Genomic DNA, 19,403 nt, shown 5'->3' with positions numbered 1-19,403 from the left:
CCGCACGTTGCCGACGTCGGACGCGAAGGGCTTCTGGGGCGCGTTCGGCTGTTCGTGCTGGGCGGTCTGACATGACGGCGCGCACCGTCCATGGCAACCCGGCGTGGGTCCGCGCGCTGCTGTCGCAGCCGTGGATCCTGCCGCTCGCGCGGCTTGCGCTGGTGTCGGCCTATCTGCTCGGCGGCGTCGCGAAAGCGCTCGACTTCGACGGCGCGGTCGCGGAGCAGGCGCACTTCGGCCTGCAACCGGCCGCGCTGTGGGCGGCGCTGGCGATCGCGGTCGAGATCGGCGGCTCGCTGTGCGTGGTGTTTCGCCGCTTCACGTGGCTCGGCGCCGGCAGCCTCGGTATGCTGACGCTCGTCGCGATGGTCGTGGCGAACGATTTCTGGAACCGCTCGGGTGCCGAACATTTCATGGCGCTCAACAGCTTTTTCGAGCATCTCGGGCTGATCGCGGCACTCGTGCTCGCGACCGTGCTCGACGATGCGCGGCAACCGGCCGGCGACGGCCGCTCCATTCGATGACGATGCAACAACCAGGAAATCCTGTGATGAAATCCATTCGTTCAATGCTGCTCGCCGTGATGGTCGCGGGCGGCCTTGCCGTCGCGCCGGTGGCGTTCGCGAAACCGCCCGTGCCGCCCGCGGTCGCGCCGACGGTGACCGTCGGCCCGCAATACGACACGACCCACGTGTGTGTCGCGCCCGAAGACTTCGACCGCTTCACCGACAGTTTCGTCGCCACGTTCGGCGGCAAGAAGTCGAAGCAGGGCGTGTTCCAGGTCACGCCGACGCCGAGCCAGACGATGTCGCAGCTCGTGCTCACGCCGGTCGGCACGGTTTCGGTGTTCGGTTTCAAGACGCCGATCCCGTATCCGTTCTGTGCGGAGCGCACCGGCTACCTCGTCACCGATCTCGACGTCGCGGTGAAGTCGGCACGCGAGCACGGCGCCGACGTGATCGTCGACACGTTCCCCGATCCGATCGGCCGCGATGCGATCATTGCGTGGACGGGCGGCGTGAACATGCAGCTCTACTGGCATACGCAGGCGCCGAACTACGACGCACTTCAGACCATCCCCGAGAATCGCGTCTACGTGTCGCCGCAAAGCGTGCGCAAGTTCGTGCACGATTTCGTCAAGTTCTCGAAGGGCAAGGTGGTGTCCGACAACCTGAAGGCGCCGGGCATCGAGATCGGCCGGCCGAACGACACGTACCGCCGCATCCGCATCGAGTCGGGCTTCGGCAAGATGACCGTGCTCGTGACCGACGGCCATCTGCCGTATCCGTTCGGGCGCGAGATGACGGGCTACGAAGTACCCGATCTCGCCGCGACGCTGAAGAAGGCCGAAGCCGCGGGCGTGACCGTGCTCGTGCCGGCGTTCGCGTCGGACGGCCGCGACGCGGCGCTCGTGCAGTTCCCGGGCGGCTACGTTGCCGAGATCCACGCGAGCGCGGCGCGATGAAGCACGAGGACACGATCCTTGCCGCGGTGGCCGGCTTCGTCGACACGCTGAGCTTCGTCGCGCTGTTCGGGCTGTTCACCGCGCACGTGACCGGCAACTTCGTGCTGATCGGCGCGGGCATCGCTGGCTTCGGCCAGGGTGTCGTGCTGAAGCTCAGTGTGTTTCCCGCGTTCGTGTGCGGCGTGATCGCGGCGAGCCTGATCGCGCGGTCGCTGTCCGCGCGGCCGGCCTGGCAGGGCACGCGCGCGCTGCACATGGTGCAGGCCGTGCTGCTGCTCGGTTTCTGCGCGGCCGGCGTGTGGGCGACGCCCGTCACGCAGTCCGACAGCCTGCCGGTGCTGGTGGCCGGCATCGTCGGCACGTTCGCGATGGGCGTGCAGAACGCGCATCCGCGCGTCATCGCACGTGCCGGCGTGCCGAACACGGTGATGACGGGCAACGTCACGCAGGCGATCCTCGACGTCGTCGACCTGCTGTCGGCCGGCACGGCCGACAGCGCACGCGCGGCGGCGCGGGCCCGCTTCGGCAAGATGCTGCCTGCGATCGTCGCATTCGCGCTCGGCGCGGCGTGCGGAGCGCTTGGCTTCCGCTACGTTGGATTCTGGGCGCTGCTCGCGCCGGTCGGCGCGCTCGCCACGCTTGCACTGTGTGCGGCGCAAGCGGCCGGACCCGTCGCGCAGGAGCGAGCATGACCGGGCGGGGGCAGGGGAGACAGCGGAGACACCGCGGCCGGCGCTTCGAGCGGGCCGCGCGCCTGTCGATCGTCGCGGGACTGTTGTTCGCGAGCGCCGACGTGGCGTTCGCGGAAACGGCGGCATCGGCATCGACAGCAACATGCACGGCGAAGCGGCCGACGGTGCTGTTCAACCGCTGGCAGGAAGACTGGTCGGTGCTCGCAAACCCGTGCGTGCCGCGCGCGCCGCTCGACGGGCTGAAATACATTCCGCTCGGCAATGATCCGGCATCCTATCTGTCGCTCGGCGTGAACCTGCGCGAGCGACTGGAGACCAACGACGCGCCGCTGTTCGGGATCGGCTCCGCGCAATCGGATACGTACCTGATCCAGCGCGTCGAAGTGCATGCCGATGCGCATCTCGGCCAGCACTGGCAGTTCTTCGTGCAGTTGCAGGACGATCGCGCGTTCGGCAAGAACACGATCGCGCCGGTCGACAAGAACCCGCTCGATCTCGAACAGGCGTTCGCGACCTACACGGGCGCGCTCGGCGGCGGCACGTTCAAGCTCCGCGTCGGCCGGCAGGAGATGGCGTTCGACCTGCAGCGTTTCATCGCCGCGCGCGACGGCCCGAACGTGCGGCAGGCGTTCGATGCGGTCTGGGCCGATTACGAATACGGAAAGTGGCGCTTCATCGGCTATGCGACGCAGCCGGTGCAGAACCGCAGCGCATCCGATTTCGACGACGTGTCCAATCGCGACCTCACGTTCAGCGGCGTGCGCTTCGAGCGGCAGTCGGTCGGGCCGGGCGACCTGTCCGGCTACTGGTCGCGCTACAACCGCAGCAACGCGCGCTTTCTCGATGCGAGCGGCCCCGAGCATCGCGACGTGTGGGACCTGCGCTACACGGGCACGCAGGGCCGCTTCGACTGGGATCTCGAGACGATGTTGCAGACCGGGACGGTCGGCAACAACACGATCGGTGCATGGGCCGTCGGCTCGATCGCCGGCTACCGGCTCGACGCGCCATGGTCGCCGCGTATCGCGCTGCAGGTCGATGCGGCATCGGGCGACCGGCATCCGCACGACGGCCGCGTCGGCACGTTCAACCCGCTGTTTCCGAACGGCTATTACTTCACGCTGGCTGGCTACACGGGCTACTCGAACCTGATCCACGTGAAGCCGTCCGTGACGCTGAAGCCGTCGCCGAACCTGTCGCTGCTCGGCGCGCTCGGCTTCCAGTGGCGCGAGACGACCGGCGACGCCGTCTATCAGCAGGCGAATGTCGCGGTGCCGGGCACCGCGGGCAAGGGCGGCCTGTGGACGGGGATGTACGTGCAGTTGCGCGCGGACTGGACGATCGCGGCGAACCTGATCGGCGCGGTCGAGGCCGTGCACTTCCAGGTCGGCGATGCGATCCGGCAGGCGGGCGGGCACAACGCCGACTACGTCGGCGTCGAGCTGAAGTATGGGTGGTAGCGTGCGTGCCGCGGCGCGTCCGCCGTCGCATGGCTGCACGGTGGGCGGTGTCGCATGAGCGCGCGGGTGCAGGTGCTGGCTTATTCGGACGAACTGCTGATCGTGCGCTGGCATGCGGCGGGTCGCGCGGAACAGCGCTGGTCGCCCGGGCGAGCGCTGCGTTCGGGGCATTGCGCGTTGTCCGGCGAGAAGATCGTCTGCGGCGACGTTGTTTTCAGCCCGCGCGGGCGCGCGGCGGCCGATCCGAACGCGATGATCCTGGCTGCCGCGCTCGACCGTCCGCACGTGTCGACGGTTCGTCCGCAGGTGCGGGTGCTCGAGCGCTCGTCGCAATTGCTGCTCGTGCGCTGGGTCGAACCGGGGCGTGCGCATTTCGGCGAGCAGCACTGGAAACCCGGGCGCGCACGGCAGGCCGGTACCTGCGCGCTGTCGGGGGCGCGGATCGCGCGCGGGGATCGCGTGTTCCGTCCGAGCGGACGACCGATGCCGCCGAATGCGGGTGCGATGATTCTGGCGATCGCGCTCGATGGTGCCGATCTCGCACGCACATGAGCGGGATGCGAGCGCGCGCATGAAAAAGGAGCGGCCCCGCGGGGCCGCTCTTCGTTCGTCAGGGCCGGCAGCGCGGCCGGCCCGTTCACGGTGATGTCGTTACACGTTACAGGTTCGGCGACAGCGCGAGCGCGTTCGTCAGGTCGCCCATCGGCTGCGCACCGTTCGCCTTCAGCGCGTCGTCGCGCTGTTGCAGGCCCGCGAGGCGCGGCAGCGAGAAGCGGCGCGTGATGAAGCGCAGGATCGACGCGGTGTCGTACTGCGTGTGGTCGACGAAACCCTTCTTCGCGAACGGCGACACGATCAGCGCCGGAATCCGCGTGCCCGGGCCCCAGCGGTCGCCCTTCGGCGGCGCCACGTGATCCCAGAAGCCGCCGTTCTCGTCGTACGTGACGACCACGATCATGTTCTTCCACTGCGGGCTCGCCTGCAGGTGCGCGAGCACGTCCGCGATGTGCTGGTCGCCGCTCGCGACGTCCGTATAGCCCGGGTGTTCGTTCAGGTTGCCCTGCGGCTTGTAGAACGCGACTTGCGGCAGCGTGCCCGCGTCGATCGCCTTGATGAACGCGCTGCCGTCCGTGCCGCCGTCGAGCAGATGCTGCGCACGGTTCGTGCTGCCCGGTGCCTGGTTCGCGTAGTAGTTGAACGGCTGATGGTGCGGCTGGAAGTTCGGCGCCGTCATGTTCGGGCCGTAGATCACGTTCGCGATGCCGCTTTGCGCGGCCTGCAGCGCCTGACTCCACGCACCGCTGTACCACGCCCACGACACGCCCGCGTTGGTCAGCAGGTCGCCGATGTTCTGCTGCGTCTGCGGCGGCAGCGTCGTCGCGGCCGACGGATCCGCGAGGTTCGGGTCGCCGCCCGATGCGGCCTTGTTGCCGCTCGGCTGGTACGGCGGCTGCATCGTGTTGATCGCGTAGAAGTCCGGCGTCAGGTTGCCCGAGTTCACGAACTTCGGAATGCCGTCGAGCGCGGAGGCCGGCGAGTTGCTCGCGAGCTGCAGCGACTTGCCGTCCGCGGCGACCGCCGAGATCGAACCGGCCGCCGGGCTCTTGTCCGCATTCGCATAGAACGGCGCACACGCGCAGATCAGGTACTGGTGGTTCAGGAACGAGCCGCCGAACGCACCCATGAAGAAGTTGTCGGCGAGCGTGAACTGCTGCGCGATCTTCCACAGCGGCAGCTTCGACGCGTCGGGCGTGTAGTGGCCCATCACGAGGCCGCCCGAGTCGGCCCAGGCGGCGAACATGTCGTTCTTGCCGCCGTTGATCTGCATCTGGTTCTCGTAGAAGCGGTGATACAGGTCGCGCGTCGTCAGGCTCATCGACGTGTTGAACCCCTTCGGATCGTCGATCGCGAACGGTGCGTTCGGCAGGTTGGCCGTCATCGCCTCGGTCACGGCCGGCGTCACGCCTTTCGCGGTCAGGCCGTTCCAGACCTTCGGCAGCGTCGCGAGCGGCTGGCCGTTGCGGTCCTTCTGCTGCGCGCTCGCCGCCGTCACGTTCTGCAGGCCGTTCGCGCCCGGAAAGTTGCCGTACAGGTTGTCGAAGCTGCGGTTTTCCGCATAGATCACGACGACGTTCTTCACCGTCGACAGGCCTTGCTGCTGCACGTCGTCGCCGCCGCAGGCGGTGAGGGCGGCGGCCGCCGCAACGGCGATCGGCGTAAAGCGAATCCAGGCGTGGTTTTTCATGCGTTCTACTCTCATCTCTCTTGTCGCGTGGGGGACCGGAGCATCCGTTTGCGGCCGGTTCTCGAAGGTGGCCGTCGCGTGTCCGGTTGTAAGCATTTTCAGGGGGCGATTTGACAGGCGGGTGTAGGCGTCCTTTCGATTGCCTGTCAGTGGGGCGTCATGGAATGGTCATGCGGTTGACATAAACTCCGGCCGCTCATGAACCCTCTTTCCGACGAATCGATGAAGCCTCGCCAATCGGCAGCCGGTGCGCTTGCGCGCTCGTGGCTGCATCTGACCGGTGCGCTCGCGCTGGCCACCGCGCTTGCGACCCTTGCCGGCTGTGACGGACAGCCGGGTGCCGGCACGTCGACCGCGCAGGCCGCAGGCGCATCGCATGCATCGGGTGCCGCGCAACAGGTTGCGTCCGCAACGATTGTGGCGAGTGGTCCGGTGGTCGCCGCGAACCAGCCGCAGACCCGCGCGCAAGTTTACGAAGGCGTGCGCCGGATGACGGCGCTCGGCAAGCAACTTTTCTTCGACCCTACGCTGTCAGGTTCCGGCAAGCTGGCGTGCGCGTCGTGCCATAGCCCCGAGCATGCGTTCGGCCCGCCGAATGCGCTGGCCGTGCAGTTCGGCGGCGACGACATGAAGCGGTCCGGGTTTCGCGCGGTGCCGTCGCTCAAGTACCTGCAGGGCGTGCCGCAATTCACCGAGCACTTTCACGATTCCGACGACGAAGGCGACGAGAGCGTCGATGCGGGCCCGACGGGCGGCCTCACGTGGGACGGCCGCGTCGACACGGGCGCCGAGCAGGCGCGCATTCCGCTCACGTCGCCGTTCGAGATGAACAGCACGCCCGCGAAGGTCGCACGGGCAGTGAAAGCCGCGCCGTACGCGGACGAGTTCCGCGCGGTGTTCGGCGTGCAGGTGCTCGACGACGACGCGGCCGCGTTCAAGGCGGTGCTGCGCGCGCTCGAGACGTTCGAGCAGACGCCCGAACTGTTCTCGCCGTATTCGAGCAAGTACGACGCTTACCTCGCCGGGCATGCGCAGCTTACGCCGGTCGAACTGCGCGGGCTGCAGCTGTTCAACGACGAGAAGAAGGGCAATTGCGCGAGCTGCCACATCAGCCAGCGCGCGCTCGACGGCACGCCGCCGCAGTTCAGCGATTTCGGCCTGATCGCGATCGCGGTGCCGCGCAACCGCGCGCTGCCGGTCAATCGCGATCCGCGCTTCCACGATTTCGGCGCGTGCGGCCCCGAGCGCACCGACCTGAAGGGCCGCGACGAATTCTGCGGGCTGTTCCGCACGCCGTCGCTGCGCAACGTCGCGCTGCGCAAGACCTTCTTCCATAACGGCGTGTACCACTCGCTCGAGGACGTGATGCGCTTCTACGTCGAGCGCGACATCCATCCCGAGAAGTTCTATCCGGTCGTGCACGGCAAGGTGCAGGTCTACGACGACCTGCCGAAGCGCTACTGGCCGAACATCAACCGCGAGCCACCGTTCGACCGCAAGCGCGGCGACGCGCCCGCGCTGAACGCGGCCGAGATCAAGGACGTGATCGCGTTCCTGAACACGCTGACTGACGGATATCAACCGGCGTCGACGCAGGCCGCCCGCTGAAAGCGTCGCACGCGGCACGCATGCTATGCTCGCTCGCTGACGGGCGTGGCGCGTGCCGGTTCAGCCGGCCGCGCGCCGCGCCGTTCGATCGAACATCCAAGGAGAACAACACATGTCGATGCGTGCATCCCTTTCCGTCGTCACGCGCGTGCTGGCCGGCGCCGCGTGCGCAGCCGCGATGCTGCCCGTCCACGCGCAAAGCAACCTGGGCTTCCTGAACGACACGCCGCTGACCTACTTCAGCAAGACCGACCGCGCGTCGCTGACCAAGGCCGTCGCGCAGGTGCGTGACGAAGGCAAGGACGGCGAGACCACGACGTGGCAGAGCAGCGGCCGCGGCACGCAGATCGACGCGAAGCTCACGCCGTCGACGTCCGAGAGCGATGGCAAGACCTGCCGCGAAATCGCCACCGACATCGCCGCGAAGGGCCAGACGATGACGCTCAAGCCGGTCTTCTGCAAGACCGCCGCGGGCAAGTGGCAGCTGCAGAAGCGCTGAGCACGCGCGCGATGAAGCGCAGCGGTGCGCCGCGCACGGTATCGTGCGGCGTCGTGATTCTCGACGGGGCTGGCCGCGTATTCCTCGCGCATGCGACGGATACCACGCACTGGGACATCCCGAAGGGGCAGGGCGAGCCCGGCGAGTCGCCGGCCGACGCGGCGCTGCGGGAGTTGCGCGAGGAAACCGGCATCGAGCTCGCGCCGGCGCGACTGCTCGATCTCGGCCGCTTTGCATACCGTCACGACAAGGATCTGCACCTGTTCGCGGTGCAGGTCGCGGACGACGAGATCGATCCCGCGCACTGCACGTGCACGTCGCTGTTTCCGAGCCGTCGCGACGGTTCGCTGATTCCCGAGATGGACGCGTATCGCTGGACCGCGCCCGGCGACGTCGACGCCTATGCGAGCCGCAGCCTTGCGCGGCTGTTCCGCACGACGCTGCCGCTCGCGGACCTGCATCGGCGGCTGGCGGGCGCGTGAGCGCTGCTGCGTCGATTCCGCGGATGGCGCGCACGCAATAAAAAACCGGCCCGAAGGCCGGTTTTTTTATCGTCGCGCGACGACGGCCCGAAGCCGCGCGCCGCGTGCGCCGCAGGCCGTCAGGCCGGCTTGCCCCAGCTGTCGCGCAGCCCGACGATTCGGTTGAACACGGGCTTGCCCGGTTTCGAATCGACGCGATCGGCGACGAAATAGCCGTGACGCTCGAACTGGAAGTGTGTTTCCGGTGCGACGTCGCCGGCGCCCGGTTCGACGTAGGCCTGCGTGATCTTCTTCGAATTCGGGTTCAGCGCCTCGAGGAAGTTCGCGCCGCCCGCGTCCGGGTGCGGCTCCTTGAACAACCGGTCGTAGATCCGCACCTCGGCCGGCTGTGCATGCTTCGCGCTGACCCAGTGGATGTTGCCCTTGACCTTGTAGTTGTTCGCGCCTTCCGTTCCCGACTTGCTGTCCGGGAAGTAGGTGCAGTGCACGGCCGTCACGTTGCCGTCGGCGTCCTTGTCGAAGCCCGTGCATTCGATCACGTAGCCGTAGCGCAGGCGCACCTTGTTGCCCGGGAACAGGCGGAAATAGCCCTTCGGCGGGTTCTCGACGAAGTCCTCGCGTTCGATCCACAGCTCGCGCGAGATCGGGAACGTGCGCACGCCGCGCTCCGGATGATGCGGATGTACGGGGGCCGTGCACGCTTCCTCGAGGTCTTCCGGATAATTGTCGATCACGAGCTTCAGCGGATCGAGCACGGCGACCGTGCGCGGCGCCTTGTCGTCGAGGTCGTCGCGCAGCGCGCCTTCGAACACGCTCATGTCGATCCACGAATCGACCTTCGTCACGCCGATCCGCTCGCAGAACAGGTGGATGCTCTCCGGCGTGAAGCCGCGGCGGCGGATCCCGACGATCGTCGGCATGCGCGGGTCGTCCCAGCCTTCGACGTGACCTTCGGTGACGAGCTGCAGCAGCTTGCGCTTGCTGGTGATCGCATACGTGAGGTTCAGGCGCGAGAATTCGATCTGTTGCGGCAGCGGACGCGTGAACATGCCGGCTTCCGCGAGTTCGTTCAGCACCCAGTCGTACAGCGGGCGGTGATCCTCGAACTCGAGCGTGCACAGCGAGTGCGTGATGCCCTCGAGCGCATCCGAGATGCAGTGCGTGTAGTCGTACATCGGATACACGCACCAGGCATCGCCGGTGCGGTAGTGGTGCGCGTAGCGGATCCGGTAGATCACCGGGTCGCGCATGTTCATGTTCGGCGAAGCCATGTCGATCTTCGCGCGCAGCACGTGCTCGCCTTCCTTGAACTCGCCGGCCTTCATCCGGCGGAACAGGTCGAGGTTTTCCTCGGGCGAGCGCTCGCGGAACGGCGACGGCTTGCCGCCTTCGGTGAGCGAGCCGCGGTTCGCGCGCATTTCCTCGGCGCTCTGGCTGTCGACGTACGCACGGCCGCGCTGGATCAGCAGCTCGGCGAATTCGTACAGCTTGTCGTAGTAGTCGCTCGCGAAATATTGATGATCGACTGCATCCTTGCGCCAGTCGAAGCCGAGCCAGCGCACCGCGTCGACGATCGAGTCGACGTACTCGACACTTTCCTTTTCCGGGTTCGTGTCGTCGAAGCGCAGGTGGCATACGCCGCCGTAGTCGCGCGCGACGCTGAAGTTCAGGCAGATGCTCTTCGCATGGCCGATGTGCAGATAGCCGTTCGGCTCGGGGGGGAAGCGCGTCTCGACACGGCCGCCCCATTTCCCGGTGCGGTTGTCGTCGTCGATGATGTTGCGGATGAAGTTGGAAGCCGCGGGGGCGTCGTTACGTTCGGTGCTCATGCGGTTGGCGTCAGGTTGTGTCGGCGCGTCGCGCCGGTTTAATCCTGTAATTCTACCTGACCGGGGTCCGTCCCGCGCGGGTTGCGGCACTGCGCGGGTGCGTTCGCGACGCGGATCGCAATATCTCCATAGTGTGTCGGCTGTAACACGACGTAAATCGGATTGCCCGGCGCGTTTGGGTTTTCCTATGATGGCTTTACCGATTCAATGCCGCCACGGGTACTTTTTGCCTGGCGGGAGGAACCCAACAATCATGATGAAGAAGACCACTTTTCTCGTTCGTACCGCGGTAATCGTCGCGGCCCTGTCGCAACTCGGCGCATGCGCGATGACGCATACGCAACGTAACGCCGGTATCGGCGCGGCCGCGGGCGGCGCGCTCGGCTACCTGATCACGGGCGGCCCGGTCGGCACGGTCGCCGGCGCCGCGGCAGGCGGTCTGGTCGGCGCCGGCGTGCGCTGATCGAAGCCGGCGCGTGAGCGCCGGCCGGGCGTGACGGCATCCGCAACGCGTCACGCCCCACGGTTTCTCGCACATCCATTCCGCGATTCGACAGGCAGCATCAGGGAGGAGCGGGTGTGCGACACTTCGTCGACATCACATAACGACTTCATTCGTCGACGAACCTTCCATGAGCGACTCTCTCGTTTTCGTGCTGCCGGGCTACGGCAACTCCGGCCCGCTCCACTGGCAAAGCCGCTGGGAGCGTGCCGACGCGCGTTTCGTGCGCGTCGCGATGCCCGACTGGGACCGTGCGTTCCGCAACGGCTGGTGTCTCGCGCTCGACCGCGCGGTCGAGGCCGCACCGGGCCACGTGACGATCGCCGCGCACAGCCTCGGCACGCTGACCGTCGCGTGGTGGGCGACCCGCTACGCGCGGCCGGCCGCACTCGCGAAGGTGCGCGGCGCGCTGCTCGTTGCGTTGCCCGATCCGGCCGGGCCGGCGTTTCCGGCCGATGCGCATGGCTTCGGGCCGGTGCCGCACGAGCGGCTGCCGTTTCCGACCCGCGTGGTGGCGAGCAGCGACGATCCGTACGGTTCGCTCGCGTTCGCGCGCCGCTGCGCGCACGCGTGGGGCAGCACCTTCCATGACCTCGGCCCGCGCGGCCACATCAACGCGGACAGCGGACTGGGCGACTGGCCCGACGCACGCGGCTGGCTCGACGCGCTTGCGCGTTAGTTTGCGGGAGTCGGCACGAGTCGTAATGAGTCGGCGTTAGCCGGCACCAATCGGCGTCAGCGAGTCGGCGCGCGTTCGCGTCGACCGATCAGCCAATCGGTCCGGCCGCTGCGAGGCCGCGTCCGCGCACATCGCCGCGCGTGCCCTAACGGCGCCGCGCGGCTGCCGTGCCGGTGCGCTCAGATCGCCTGTTTCGCCTTCAGCGCCGCGATGCGCGCATCGTCGTAGCCGAGCATGTCGCGCAGCACGTCTTCCGTCTGCGCGCCGAGCAGCGGCGGGGCGGTGCGCGCATCGGGCGGCGTCGCGCTCATCCGGATCGGATTGCGCACGAGCTTCACGTCCGCGCCGCACGGGTGCGGCAGCGACACCTGCATCCCGCGCGCGACCACCTGCTCGTTGTCGAACACTTCGTCGAGTTCGTTGATCGGCCCGCACGGCACGCCGGCCGCTTCCAGCGCGCCGATCCAGTCGGCCTTGCCGCGTGTCTTCACCATCTCCACGAGGATCGGCACCAACGTGTCGCGATGGCGCACGCGCGACGGATTCGTCGCGAACCGTGCGTCGTCGGCCAGCTCGGGCCGGCCGCCGGCCTCGACGAACTTGCGGAACTGCCCGTCGTTGCCGACCGCGACGATGATCCAGCCGTCGCTCGTCTGGAACGTCTGATACGGCACGATGTTCGGATGCGCGTTGCCCCAGCGCACCGGCGGCTTGCCGCTCGCGAGGAAGTTGGTGTTCATGTTCGCGAGCAGCGCGACCTGCACGTCGAGCAGCGCCATGTCGATGTACTGACCTTCGCCCGTGCGATCGCGGTGCGCGAGCGCGGCGAGCACGGCGATCGTCGAATAGAGGCCCGTCGCGAGATCGGCGATCGCGACGCCGGCCTTCTGCGGGCCGCCGCCCGGCTCGCTGTCGCGCTCGCCGGTGATGCTCATGAAGCCGCCGATGCCCTGGACGATGAAGTCGTAGCCCGCGCGATGCGCGTACGGGCCCGTCTGGCCGAAACCCGTGACCGAGCAGTAGACGAGGTCGGGCTTCACCGCGCGCAGCGATTCGTAGTCGAGCCCGTATTTCTTCAGCTGCCCGACCTTGTAGTTCTCGAGCACGACGTCGCTCTGCGCGGCGAGCTCGCGCACGATCTGCTGGCCTTCTGGCGTCGCGATGTCGACCGTCACCGAGCGCTTGTTGCGGTTCGCCGCGAGGTAGTACGCGGCCTCGGCCGTATCGGCGCCGGTCGCGTCCTTCAGGTACGGCGGCCCCCAGTGGCGCGTGTCGTCGCCGGCGCCGGGGCGCTCGACCTTGATCACGTCCGCGCCGAAATCGGCAAGCGTCTGCGCGCACCACGGGCCCGCGAGCACGCGGGTGAGGTCCAGCACGCGGATATGGCTCAGGGCACCCATCGTCGAATCGTCTCCTTTTGTGGCTCGCCCGGCCGGAGCAAGGCGGATTGGCATGCCGAGCATCTTAAGGCGAATCGGCCGCGCGGGTGGCCCAGGCCGGTCGTCCGGCGCGGCGGGCCGCTGCCGTCCGGGCGGCCGGTCTTTAGCCGGTCTGTATCGTATAATCGACCGTTTACGATATTTGCCCGCCGTGCGTCCGCGAGGACGGCCGGCGTTTGAAGCCGTCTCAGCCAGACATTCCCCGCACGCCATGAAAGCTGCCGAAATCCGCGAGAAATTCCTCAAATTCTTCGAATCGAAGGGCCACACGATCGTCCGCTCGTCGAGCCTCGTGCCCGGTAACGACCCCACGCTGATGTTCACGAACTCGGGCATGGTCCAGTTCAAGGACGTGTTCCTCGGCACGGACCCGCGTCCGTACTCGCGCGCCACCACGGCGCAGCGCAGCGTGCGCGCGGGCGGCAAGCACAACGACCTCGAGAACGTCGGCTACACGGCGCGCCACCACACGTTCTTCGAGATGCTCGGCAACTTCTCGTTCGGCGACTACTTCAAGCACGACGCGATCCGCTTCGCGTGGGAGCTGCTGACCACGGTCTACCAGCTGCCGAAGGAAAAGCTGTGGGTCACCGTCTACCAGGAAGACGACGAAGCGTACGACATCTGGGCGAAGGAAGTCGGCGTGCCGGCCGAGCGGATCATCCGGATCGGCGACAACAAGGGCGCGCGCTACGCGTCGGACAACTTCTGGACGATGGGCGACACCGGCCCGTGCGGCCCGTGCACCGAAATCTTCTACGACCACGGCCCGGACGTATGGGGCGGCCCGCCGGGATCGCCTGAAGAAGACGGCGACCGCTACATCGAGATCTGGAACCTCGTGTTCATGCAGTTCAACCGCGATGCGCAGGGCAACATGACGCGCCTGCCGAAGCAGTCGGTCGACACCGGCATGGGCCTCGAGCGCCTCGCCGCGGTGCTGCAGCACGTGCACAGCAACTACGAGATCGACCTGTTCCAGAACCTGATCAAGGCCGCCGCGCGCGTGACCGAGATCAGCGACCTCACCAACAACTCGCTGAAGGTGATCGCCGATCACATCCGCGCGTGCTCGTTCCTGATCGTCGACGGCGTGATTCCCGGCAACGAAGGCCGCGGCTACGTGCTGCGCCGCATCGTGCGCCGCGCGATCCGCCACGGCTACAAGCTCGGCCGCAAGGGCTCGTTCTTTCACAAGCTGGTGGCCGATCTCGTCGCCGAGATGGGCGCAGCCTATCCGGAGCTGAAGGAAGCCGAGCAGCGCGTGACCGACGTGCTGCGCCAGGAAGAAGAGCGCTTCTTCGAGACGATCGAGCACGGGATGTCGATCCTCGAGGCCGCGCTCGCCGACGTCGAGGCGAAGGGCGGCAAGGTGCTCGACGGCGAACTCGCGTTCAAGCTGCACGACACCTACGGCTTCCCGCTCGACCTCACGGCCGACGTGTGCCGCGAGCGCGGGATGACGGTCGACGAGCCGGCGTTCGACGACGCGATGGCGCGCCAGCGCGAGCAGGCGCGCGCGGCCGGCAAGTTCAAGGCTGCACAGGGCCTTGACTACACGGGTGCGAAGACCACCTTCCACGGTTACGAGGAAATCGCGTTCGACGACGCGAAGGTCGTCGCGCTGTACGTCGACGGTTCGTCGGTCAACGAAGTGAAGGTCGGCCAGGATGCGGTCGTCGTGCTCGACCACACGCCGTTCTATGCGGAATCGGGCGGCCAGGTCGGCGACCAGGGCGTGCTCGCGAACGCCGCGACGCGCTTCGCGGTGGCCGACACGCTGAAGGTGCAGGCCGACGTGATCGGCCACCACGGCACGCTGGAGCAGGGCACGCTGAAGATCGGCGACGTGCTGCGCGCGGAAATCGACGCGCGCCGCCGCGCACGCACGCAGCGCAACCACTCGGCCACCCACCTGATGCACAAGGCGCTGCGTGAAGTGCTCGGCGCGCACGTGCAGCAGAAGGGTTCGCTCGTCGATGCGGAGAAAACCCGCTTCGACTTCGCGCACAACGCTCCGCTGACCGACGACGAAATCCGTCGCGTCGAGCAGATCGTCAACGACGAAGTCCTCGCGAACGCGCCGGGTATCGTGCGCGTGATGCCGTACGACGAAGCGGTGAAGGGCGGCGCGATGGCGCTGTTCGGCGAGAAGTATGGCGACGAAGTGCGCGTGCTCGACCTCGGCTTCTCGCGCGAACTGTGCGGCGGGACGCACGTGCATCGCACCGGCGACATCGGCTTGTTCAAGATCGTCGTCGAAGGCGGCGTCGCGGCCGGCATCCGCCGCGTCGAGGCGATCACCGGCGACAACGCGGTGCGCTACGTGCAGGAACTCGACGCGCGCGTAAACGAAGCGGCTGCCGCGCTGAAGGCGCAGCCGTCGGAGCTCACCCAGCGCATCGCGCAGGTGCAGGACCAGGTGAAGTCGCTCGAGAAGGAACTGGGCGCGCTGAAGTCGAAGCTCGCATCGAGCCAGGGCGACGAGCTCGCGCAGCAGGCCATCGAAGTCGGCGGCGTGTACGTGCTGGCGGCGACGCTCGACGGCGCGGACGCGAAGACGCTGCGCGAGACGGTCGACAAGCTGAAGGACAAGCTGAAGAGCGCGGCGATCGTGCTGGCGGCCATCGAAGGCGGCAAGGTCAGCCTGATCGCGGGCGTCACGCCGGATGCGAGCAAGAAGGTCAAGGCCGGCGAGCTCGTGAACTTCGTCGCGCAGCAGGTCGGCGGCAAGGGCGGCGGCCGTCCGGACATGGCGCAGGCAGGCGGCACGGAACCGGCGAACCTGCCGGGCGCGCTCGCGGGCGTGAAGGGCTGGGTCGAAGAGCGTCTTTGATCGTCACGGCTGAGGCGATGCGGTTTCGTTGACCGGATCGCATCTCACGAAAAAACGACCCGATCGGCAGATGTGCCGGTCGGGTCGTTTTGTGTTTACGTGCGATTGGAGCGGGTTCCGAGTACTGGGAACGGGCCCACCCATCCGCCTCAAACCGGCGTCGCCACGCGCGATTTCACCGCATCTACCGTCTCCCGCGCAGCGTCGCCCAACGCATCGCGCAGCGCCGCCAGCGCCGCCGACGCGTAGCCCTGCCGCCACGCGAGCACCGTATCGATCCCTTCGAGCTCGGCGATCGTGTGGGCCGTGACGTTGCCGGTCTCGGGCTGCAGGTCGAGCACCGAGCGCGGCGCGACCGCGATGCCCGCGCCGGCCGCGACGCACGCGACGATCGCGTGATACGAGCCGAGTTCGAGCACGCGCGCGGGTTTCATCCCGTGTGCCGCATACCATTGCTCGACGTACTTCCGGTACGTGCAGCCGCGCTCGAACGCGATCAGCGTCGGCAGGATCACGTCGCGCGGCGTGCGCACCGGCGGATGGCCGCGCGGCGTCAGCAGCACCAGGTCCTCGCGGAAGATCGGCACCATCTCGAACGTGTCGGGCAGCGTGTCCGGCGCGGGCGGACGCGCGAACAGCGCCGCGTCGATCTCGAAGTCGCGTACCTTGTCGATCAGCCAGCCGGTCGTACCCGTCACGAGTTCCAGCGACACGTCGGGCCACGCATGGTGATAGCGCGCGAGCACGGTCGGCAGCCGGCTCGCGGCCGTGCTTTCCATCGTGCCGAGCCGCAGCCGCCCGCGCGGCGTATCCTCGCGCACCGCGTCGCGTGCCTCGTCGGCAAGCGCGAGCAGCCGCTCCGCGTACGGCAGCAGCGTGTGCCCGGCCGGTGTCAGCACGAGCCGGCGGCCGTCGCGCACGAACAGCGCGGCGCCGAGCTCCTCCTCGAGCTGCTTGATGCGCGTCGTCACGTTCGACTGCACGCGATGGAGCTTCGCTGCCGCGCGCGTCACGCCGTTCTCGCGCACGACGGCCCGGAAAATCGCCAGCGCCGCCAGATCCATGATTCTCTCCGGGAGATATGTGGAATCTTGATTATTCATTTTTCGAGAACGTTTGGTCAAGCTACGATACCGGCATTCCGATTCCTGTTCCGGCCGGCGCGTATCGCGCACGGCCCACGCTGCCATGTCCCGTTCCGATGCTCCGAGCGCCGTTGCCGGCGCGCACTTGTCCGATGACGCCGACCGCCGCGCCCGCGCGGCCGCGCTCGCCTGCATGATCGGGCTTGCGGTCGCGCTCGGCGTCGGCCGCTTCGCATTCACGCCGCTGCTGCCGCTGATGCTCGCCGACGGCTCGATCGGCCTGAAGGCCGGCAGCTGGCTCGCGTCGGCGAACTACGCGGGCTATTTCATCGGCGCGGTCAGTTGCGCGGCGGTGCGCGTGGCGCCCGCGCGGATGGTGCGCTTCGGGCTCGTCGCCACCGTGCTGCTGACCGCCGCGATGGGCGTTGGCCATCTGCTCTCCGTGTGGCTCGTGGTGCGCTTCGTCGCGGGCGTCGTCAGCGCATGGACGTTCGTGTTCGTGTCGCAATGGGGGCTGCGGCGGCTCGCCGAGCTGCACGCGCCCGAATGGAGCGGGGTGATCTACGCGGGGCCAGGCGTCGGCATCGTGCTGACGGGGCTGATCGGCAGCGCGCTGGCCGGCCATCGCGCGGCGCCTGGCTGGCTCGGCTTCGCGGCGTTGTCGGCGGTGCTGTCGGTCGCGATCTGGCGCACGTTCGGCAGCGCGCCGCAGGCGGCAGTTGCGTCGCCGGCCGCGCCCGCCCGGCAGGCGGCAACGGCCGCGGCACCGCACGACGCGCGGCGCCATCGGGCCGACGCCGCATGGCTCGTCCTGCTGTACGGGATGCCGGGCTTCGGCTACATCATCACCGCGACGTTCCTGCCGGTGATCGCGCGCGCCGCGCTGCCGGCCGGTTCGCCGTGGCCGGACCTGTTCTGGCCGATGTTCGGCGCGGCGCTGATCGTCGGCGCGCTCGCCGCCGCGCGGCTGCCCGCCCGCTGGGACAACCGGCTGCTGCTCGCCGCCGGCTGCGCGACGCAGGCGCTCGGGATCGCGGCGGGCATCGTGTGGCCGAACGCGGCCGGCTTCTCGGTCGGCAGCGCGCTGCTCGGCCTGCCGTTCACCGCGATCACGCTGTTCGCGATGCGCGAGGCGCGGCGGCTGCACGGCGAGCGCGCGGCCGGGCTGATGGGCTATGCGACCGCGTCGTACGGGGTCGGGCAGATTCTCGGTCCGCTCGTCGCCGCGCCGCTGACCGCGCGTTTCGGGTCGTTCTCGCCGGCGCTGTGGGTCGCGGCGGGCGCATTGCTCGTCGGGGCCGCCGGCTTCGCGGCGACCGCCGCGCGCGGGCGCGCGCGACCCTGACGCGATCGGGGCCGGATCGTCTGCGGCGCGGGCAAACTCGCTAGAATGAAGCCTTTCCCGCGCCGAGCGGGCGCGAGGCGGCTTGCGGGCCGCCGCCGGCGTCCGCCAGATCCCCATCGATGACCACCGCCGACTACCGTTTTTGCCCGCGCTGCGCGAGCCCGCTGACCGAGCGCGCCGATCCCGAACACGAGGGCGGCCGCGTCCGCCGTGCCTGCCCGGACGACGCGTGCGGCTACGTGCACTGGAACAACCCGCTGCCGGTGGTGGCCGCGATCGTCGAACTCGACGGCAAGATCCTGCTCGCGCGCAACGCGGCCTGGCCGGAAGGGATGTTCGCGCTGATCACCGGCTTCCTCGAGAACGGCGAGACGCCCGAGGACGGCATCGCGCGCGAGGTGTTCGAGGAAACCGCGCTGAAGGCCGAGCAGGTCACGCTCGTCGGCGTCTATGAATTCATCCGCAAGAACGAGCTGATCATCGCGTACCACGTGCGCGCATCGGGCACCGTCGCGCTGTCGCCGGAACTGCTCGAATACCGGCTCGTCGATCCGCCGCGGCTGCGCCCGTGGCGGGCCGGCACCGGCTACGCGCTGGCCGACTGGATGCGCGCGCGCGGCCTCGATTTCGAATTCGTCGATCGAGCGGGGCAGTGACGGCCCGCGCCGCTCCCGGTATTTCATCCGTCGCGCCGCGCACGCTCGCGTCGCGGCACCGCGCCGTTTCCCGGCATGCCGTTCCGCGCGGCCGCCGCGCGGCGTCCCACTCGTCCTGACCGCCATCGCCATGTCCGACAAGCCGCAGCCGCGTCCGCGCGACGCCTATCGCCACTTCCTGCCGATCACGACCCGCTGGATGGACAACGACGTCTACGGACACGTGAACAACGTCGTCTATTACAGCTACTTCGACACCGTCGTGAACGAATACCTGATCCGCGCGGGCGTGCTCGACGTCGAGCACGGGCAGACGATTGGGCTCGTGGTCGAGACGCAATGCAACTACTTCGCGCCGCTCGTGTTTCCGCAGTCGGTCGACGCGGGGCTGCGCGTCGCGAAGCTCGGTACGTCGAGCGTGCGCTACGAGATCGGGCTGTTCGCGGCAGGGGAGCTCTCGCCGGCGGCGCAGGGGCATTTCGTGCACGTGTACGTCGATCGCGGCACGCGCCGCCCGGTGCCGCTGCCGGACGCGCTGCGCGCGGCGCTCGAACCGCTCGCCGGCTGACAGGCGCACGGCG

The 19,403-nt window shown here is 68.3% G+C and carries 18 protein-coding genes; 14 read left to right on the top strand and 4 right to left on the bottom strand.

What is annotated here, in order from left to right; all coding sequences use genetic code 11:
* Positions 1-71 precede the first annotated feature (71 nt).
* From DIE15_RS31415 to DIE15_RS38225, 5 genes are read left to right on the top strand one after another with little or no spacing between them, the layout of a single operon-like run.
* Positions 72-524, top strand: a complete 453-nt coding sequence (locus DIE15_RS31415; RefSeq protein ID WP_057924231.1) for a DoxX family protein — start codon at positions 72-74, stop codon at positions 522-524.
* Between the two features lie 26 nt (positions 525-550).
* Positions 551-1,465, top strand: a complete 915-nt coding sequence (locus DIE15_RS31410) for a hypothetical protein (RefSeq protein ID WP_057924232.1) — start codon at positions 551-553, stop codon at positions 1,463-1,465.
* Positions 1,462-2,157 carry a YoaK family protein gene (locus tag DIE15_RS31405; RefSeq protein WP_124835194.1) on the top strand — a complete coding sequence of 232 codons (696 nt, stop codon included), beginning with the start codon at positions 1,462-1,464 and terminating at the stop codon, positions 2,155-2,157. Before DIE15_RS31410 ends, DIE15_RS31405 begins: the two co-directional genes overlap by 4 nt.
* Positions 2,154-3,617, top strand: a complete 1,464-nt coding sequence (locus tag DIE15_RS31400; RefSeq protein WP_124835192.1) for an alginate export family protein — start codon at positions 2,154-2,156, stop codon at positions 3,615-3,617. Before DIE15_RS31405 ends, DIE15_RS31400 begins: the two co-directional genes overlap by 4 nt.
* A gap of 54 nt (positions 3,618-3,671) precedes the next feature.
* Complete coding sequence (locus tag DIE15_RS38225) at positions 3,672-4,169, top strand: DUF3331 domain-containing protein (protein ID WP_082664560.1); 498 nt, start codon at positions 3,672-3,674, stop codon at positions 4,167-4,169.
* Positions 4,170-4,275: 106 nt separating this feature from the next.
* Here the strand turns inward: DIE15_RS38225 and DIE15_RS31390 are convergent, their stop codons facing one another.
* Complete coding sequence (locus DIE15_RS31390) at positions 4,276-5,877, bottom strand: acid phosphatase (protein ID WP_311771992.1); 1,602 nt, start codon at positions 5,875-5,877, stop codon at positions 4,276-4,278.
* Between the two features lie 207 nt (positions 5,878-6,084).
* Here DIE15_RS31390 and DIE15_RS31385 point away from each other — a divergent pair, with 207 nt between their 5' ends.
* The 3 genes from DIE15_RS31385 (at position 6,085) to DIE15_RS31375 (ending at position 8,451) form a co-directional block, all read left to right on the top strand.
* Positions 6,085-7,470 (top strand): cytochrome-c peroxidase, encoded by a 1,386-nt coding sequence (locus DIE15_RS31385; RefSeq protein WP_124835188.1) that lies wholly within the window; start codon positions 6,085-6,087, stop codon positions 7,468-7,470.
* Positions 7,471-7,582: 112 nt separating this feature from the next.
* Positions 7,583-7,969: a hypothetical protein gene (locus DIE15_RS31380; protein WP_057924236.1), complete on the top strand. Its 387-nt coding sequence runs from the start codon at positions 7,583-7,585 to the stop codon at positions 7,967-7,969.
* A gap of 11 nt (positions 7,970-7,980) precedes the next feature.
* Positions 7,981-8,451: an NUDIX hydrolase gene (locus DIE15_RS31375; RefSeq protein ID WP_124835198.1), complete on the top strand. Its 471-nt coding sequence runs from the start codon at positions 7,981-7,983 to the stop codon at positions 8,449-8,451.
* 119 nt (positions 8,452-8,570) lie between these two features.
* Here DIE15_RS31375 and DIE15_RS31370 read toward each other — a convergent pair whose 3' ends face one another.
* Positions 8,571-10,280 carry a glutamine--tRNA ligase/YqeY domain fusion protein gene (locus tag DIE15_RS31370; RefSeq protein WP_057924237.1) on the bottom strand — a complete coding sequence of 570 codons (1,710 nt, stop codon included), beginning with the start codon at positions 10,278-10,280 and terminating at the stop codon, positions 8,571-8,573.
* A 253-nt stretch (positions 10,281-10,533) separates the two neighbouring features.
* Here DIE15_RS31370 and DIE15_RS31365 point away from each other — a divergent pair, with 253 nt between their 5' ends.
* Positions 10,534-10,743, top strand: coding sequence for an ornithine acetyltransferase (locus DIE15_RS31365; RefSeq protein ID WP_006497729.1), 210 nt, complete (start codon positions 10,534-10,536; stop codon positions 10,741-10,743).
* 169 nt (positions 10,744-10,912) lie between these two features.
* Positions 10,913-11,461 (top strand): alpha/beta hydrolase, encoded by a 549-nt coding sequence (locus tag DIE15_RS31360; RefSeq protein WP_124835186.1) that lies wholly within the window; start codon positions 10,913-10,915, stop codon positions 11,459-11,461.
* Between the two features lie 179 nt (positions 11,462-11,640).
* Here the strand turns inward: DIE15_RS31360 and DIE15_RS31355 are convergent, their stop codons facing one another.
* Complete coding sequence (locus DIE15_RS31355) at positions 11,641-12,861, bottom strand: CaiB/BaiF CoA-transferase family protein (protein WP_124835184.1); 1,221 nt, start codon at positions 12,859-12,861, stop codon at positions 11,641-11,643.
* Positions 12,862-13,111: 250 nt separating this feature from the next.
* Here DIE15_RS31355 and alaS point away from each other — a divergent pair, with 250 nt between their 5' ends.
* Positions 13,112-15,736: an alanine--tRNA ligase gene (gene alaS, locus DIE15_RS31345; protein ID WP_057924240.1), complete on the top strand. Its 2,625-nt coding sequence runs from the start codon at positions 13,112-13,114 to the stop codon at positions 15,734-15,736.
* Positions 15,737-15,885: 149 nt separating this feature from the next.
* Here the strand turns inward: alaS and DIE15_RS31340 are convergent, their stop codons facing one another.
* Complete coding sequence (locus DIE15_RS31340) at positions 15,886-16,800, bottom strand: LysR family transcriptional regulator (RefSeq protein WP_057924241.1); 915 nt, start codon at positions 16,798-16,800, stop codon at positions 15,886-15,888.
* Positions 16,801-16,924: 124 nt separating this feature from the next.
* Between DIE15_RS31340 and DIE15_RS31335 the strand changes: the two genes are divergently transcribed.
* The 3 genes from DIE15_RS31335 to DIE15_RS31325 all read left to right on the top strand — a co-directional run bounded on the left by DIE15_RS31335 (position 16,925) and on the right by DIE15_RS31325 (position 19,390).
* Complete coding sequence (locus tag DIE15_RS31335) at positions 16,925-18,166, top strand: YbfB/YjiJ family MFS transporter (RefSeq protein WP_124835182.1); 1,242 nt, start codon at positions 16,925-16,927, stop codon at positions 18,164-18,166.
* Positions 18,167-18,285: 119 nt separating this feature from the next.
* Entirely contained in the window at positions 18,286-18,822 is a 537-nt protein-coding gene (locus DIE15_RS31330) for an NUDIX domain-containing protein (RefSeq protein WP_006756026.1), read from the top strand.
* Between the two features lie 130 nt (positions 18,823-18,952).
* The gene (locus DIE15_RS31325; protein ID WP_124835180.1) at positions 18,953-19,390 is read left to right on the top strand and encodes a thioesterase family protein; all 438 of its coding nucleotides are present in this window, start codon (positions 18,953-18,955) and stop codon (positions 19,388-19,390) included.
* Positions 19,391-19,403: the final 13 nt, after the last annotated feature.

It is taken from the genome of Burkholderia sp. Bp9031 (genome assembly GCF_003857965.1).
Lineage (GTDB): Bacteria > Pseudomonadota > Gammaproteobacteria > Burkholderiales > Burkholderiaceae > Burkholderia > Burkholderia ambifaria_A.
The sequence above is the reverse complement of the archived record's forward strand: the minus strand, read 5'-3'. Positions and strand labels throughout refer to the sequence as shown.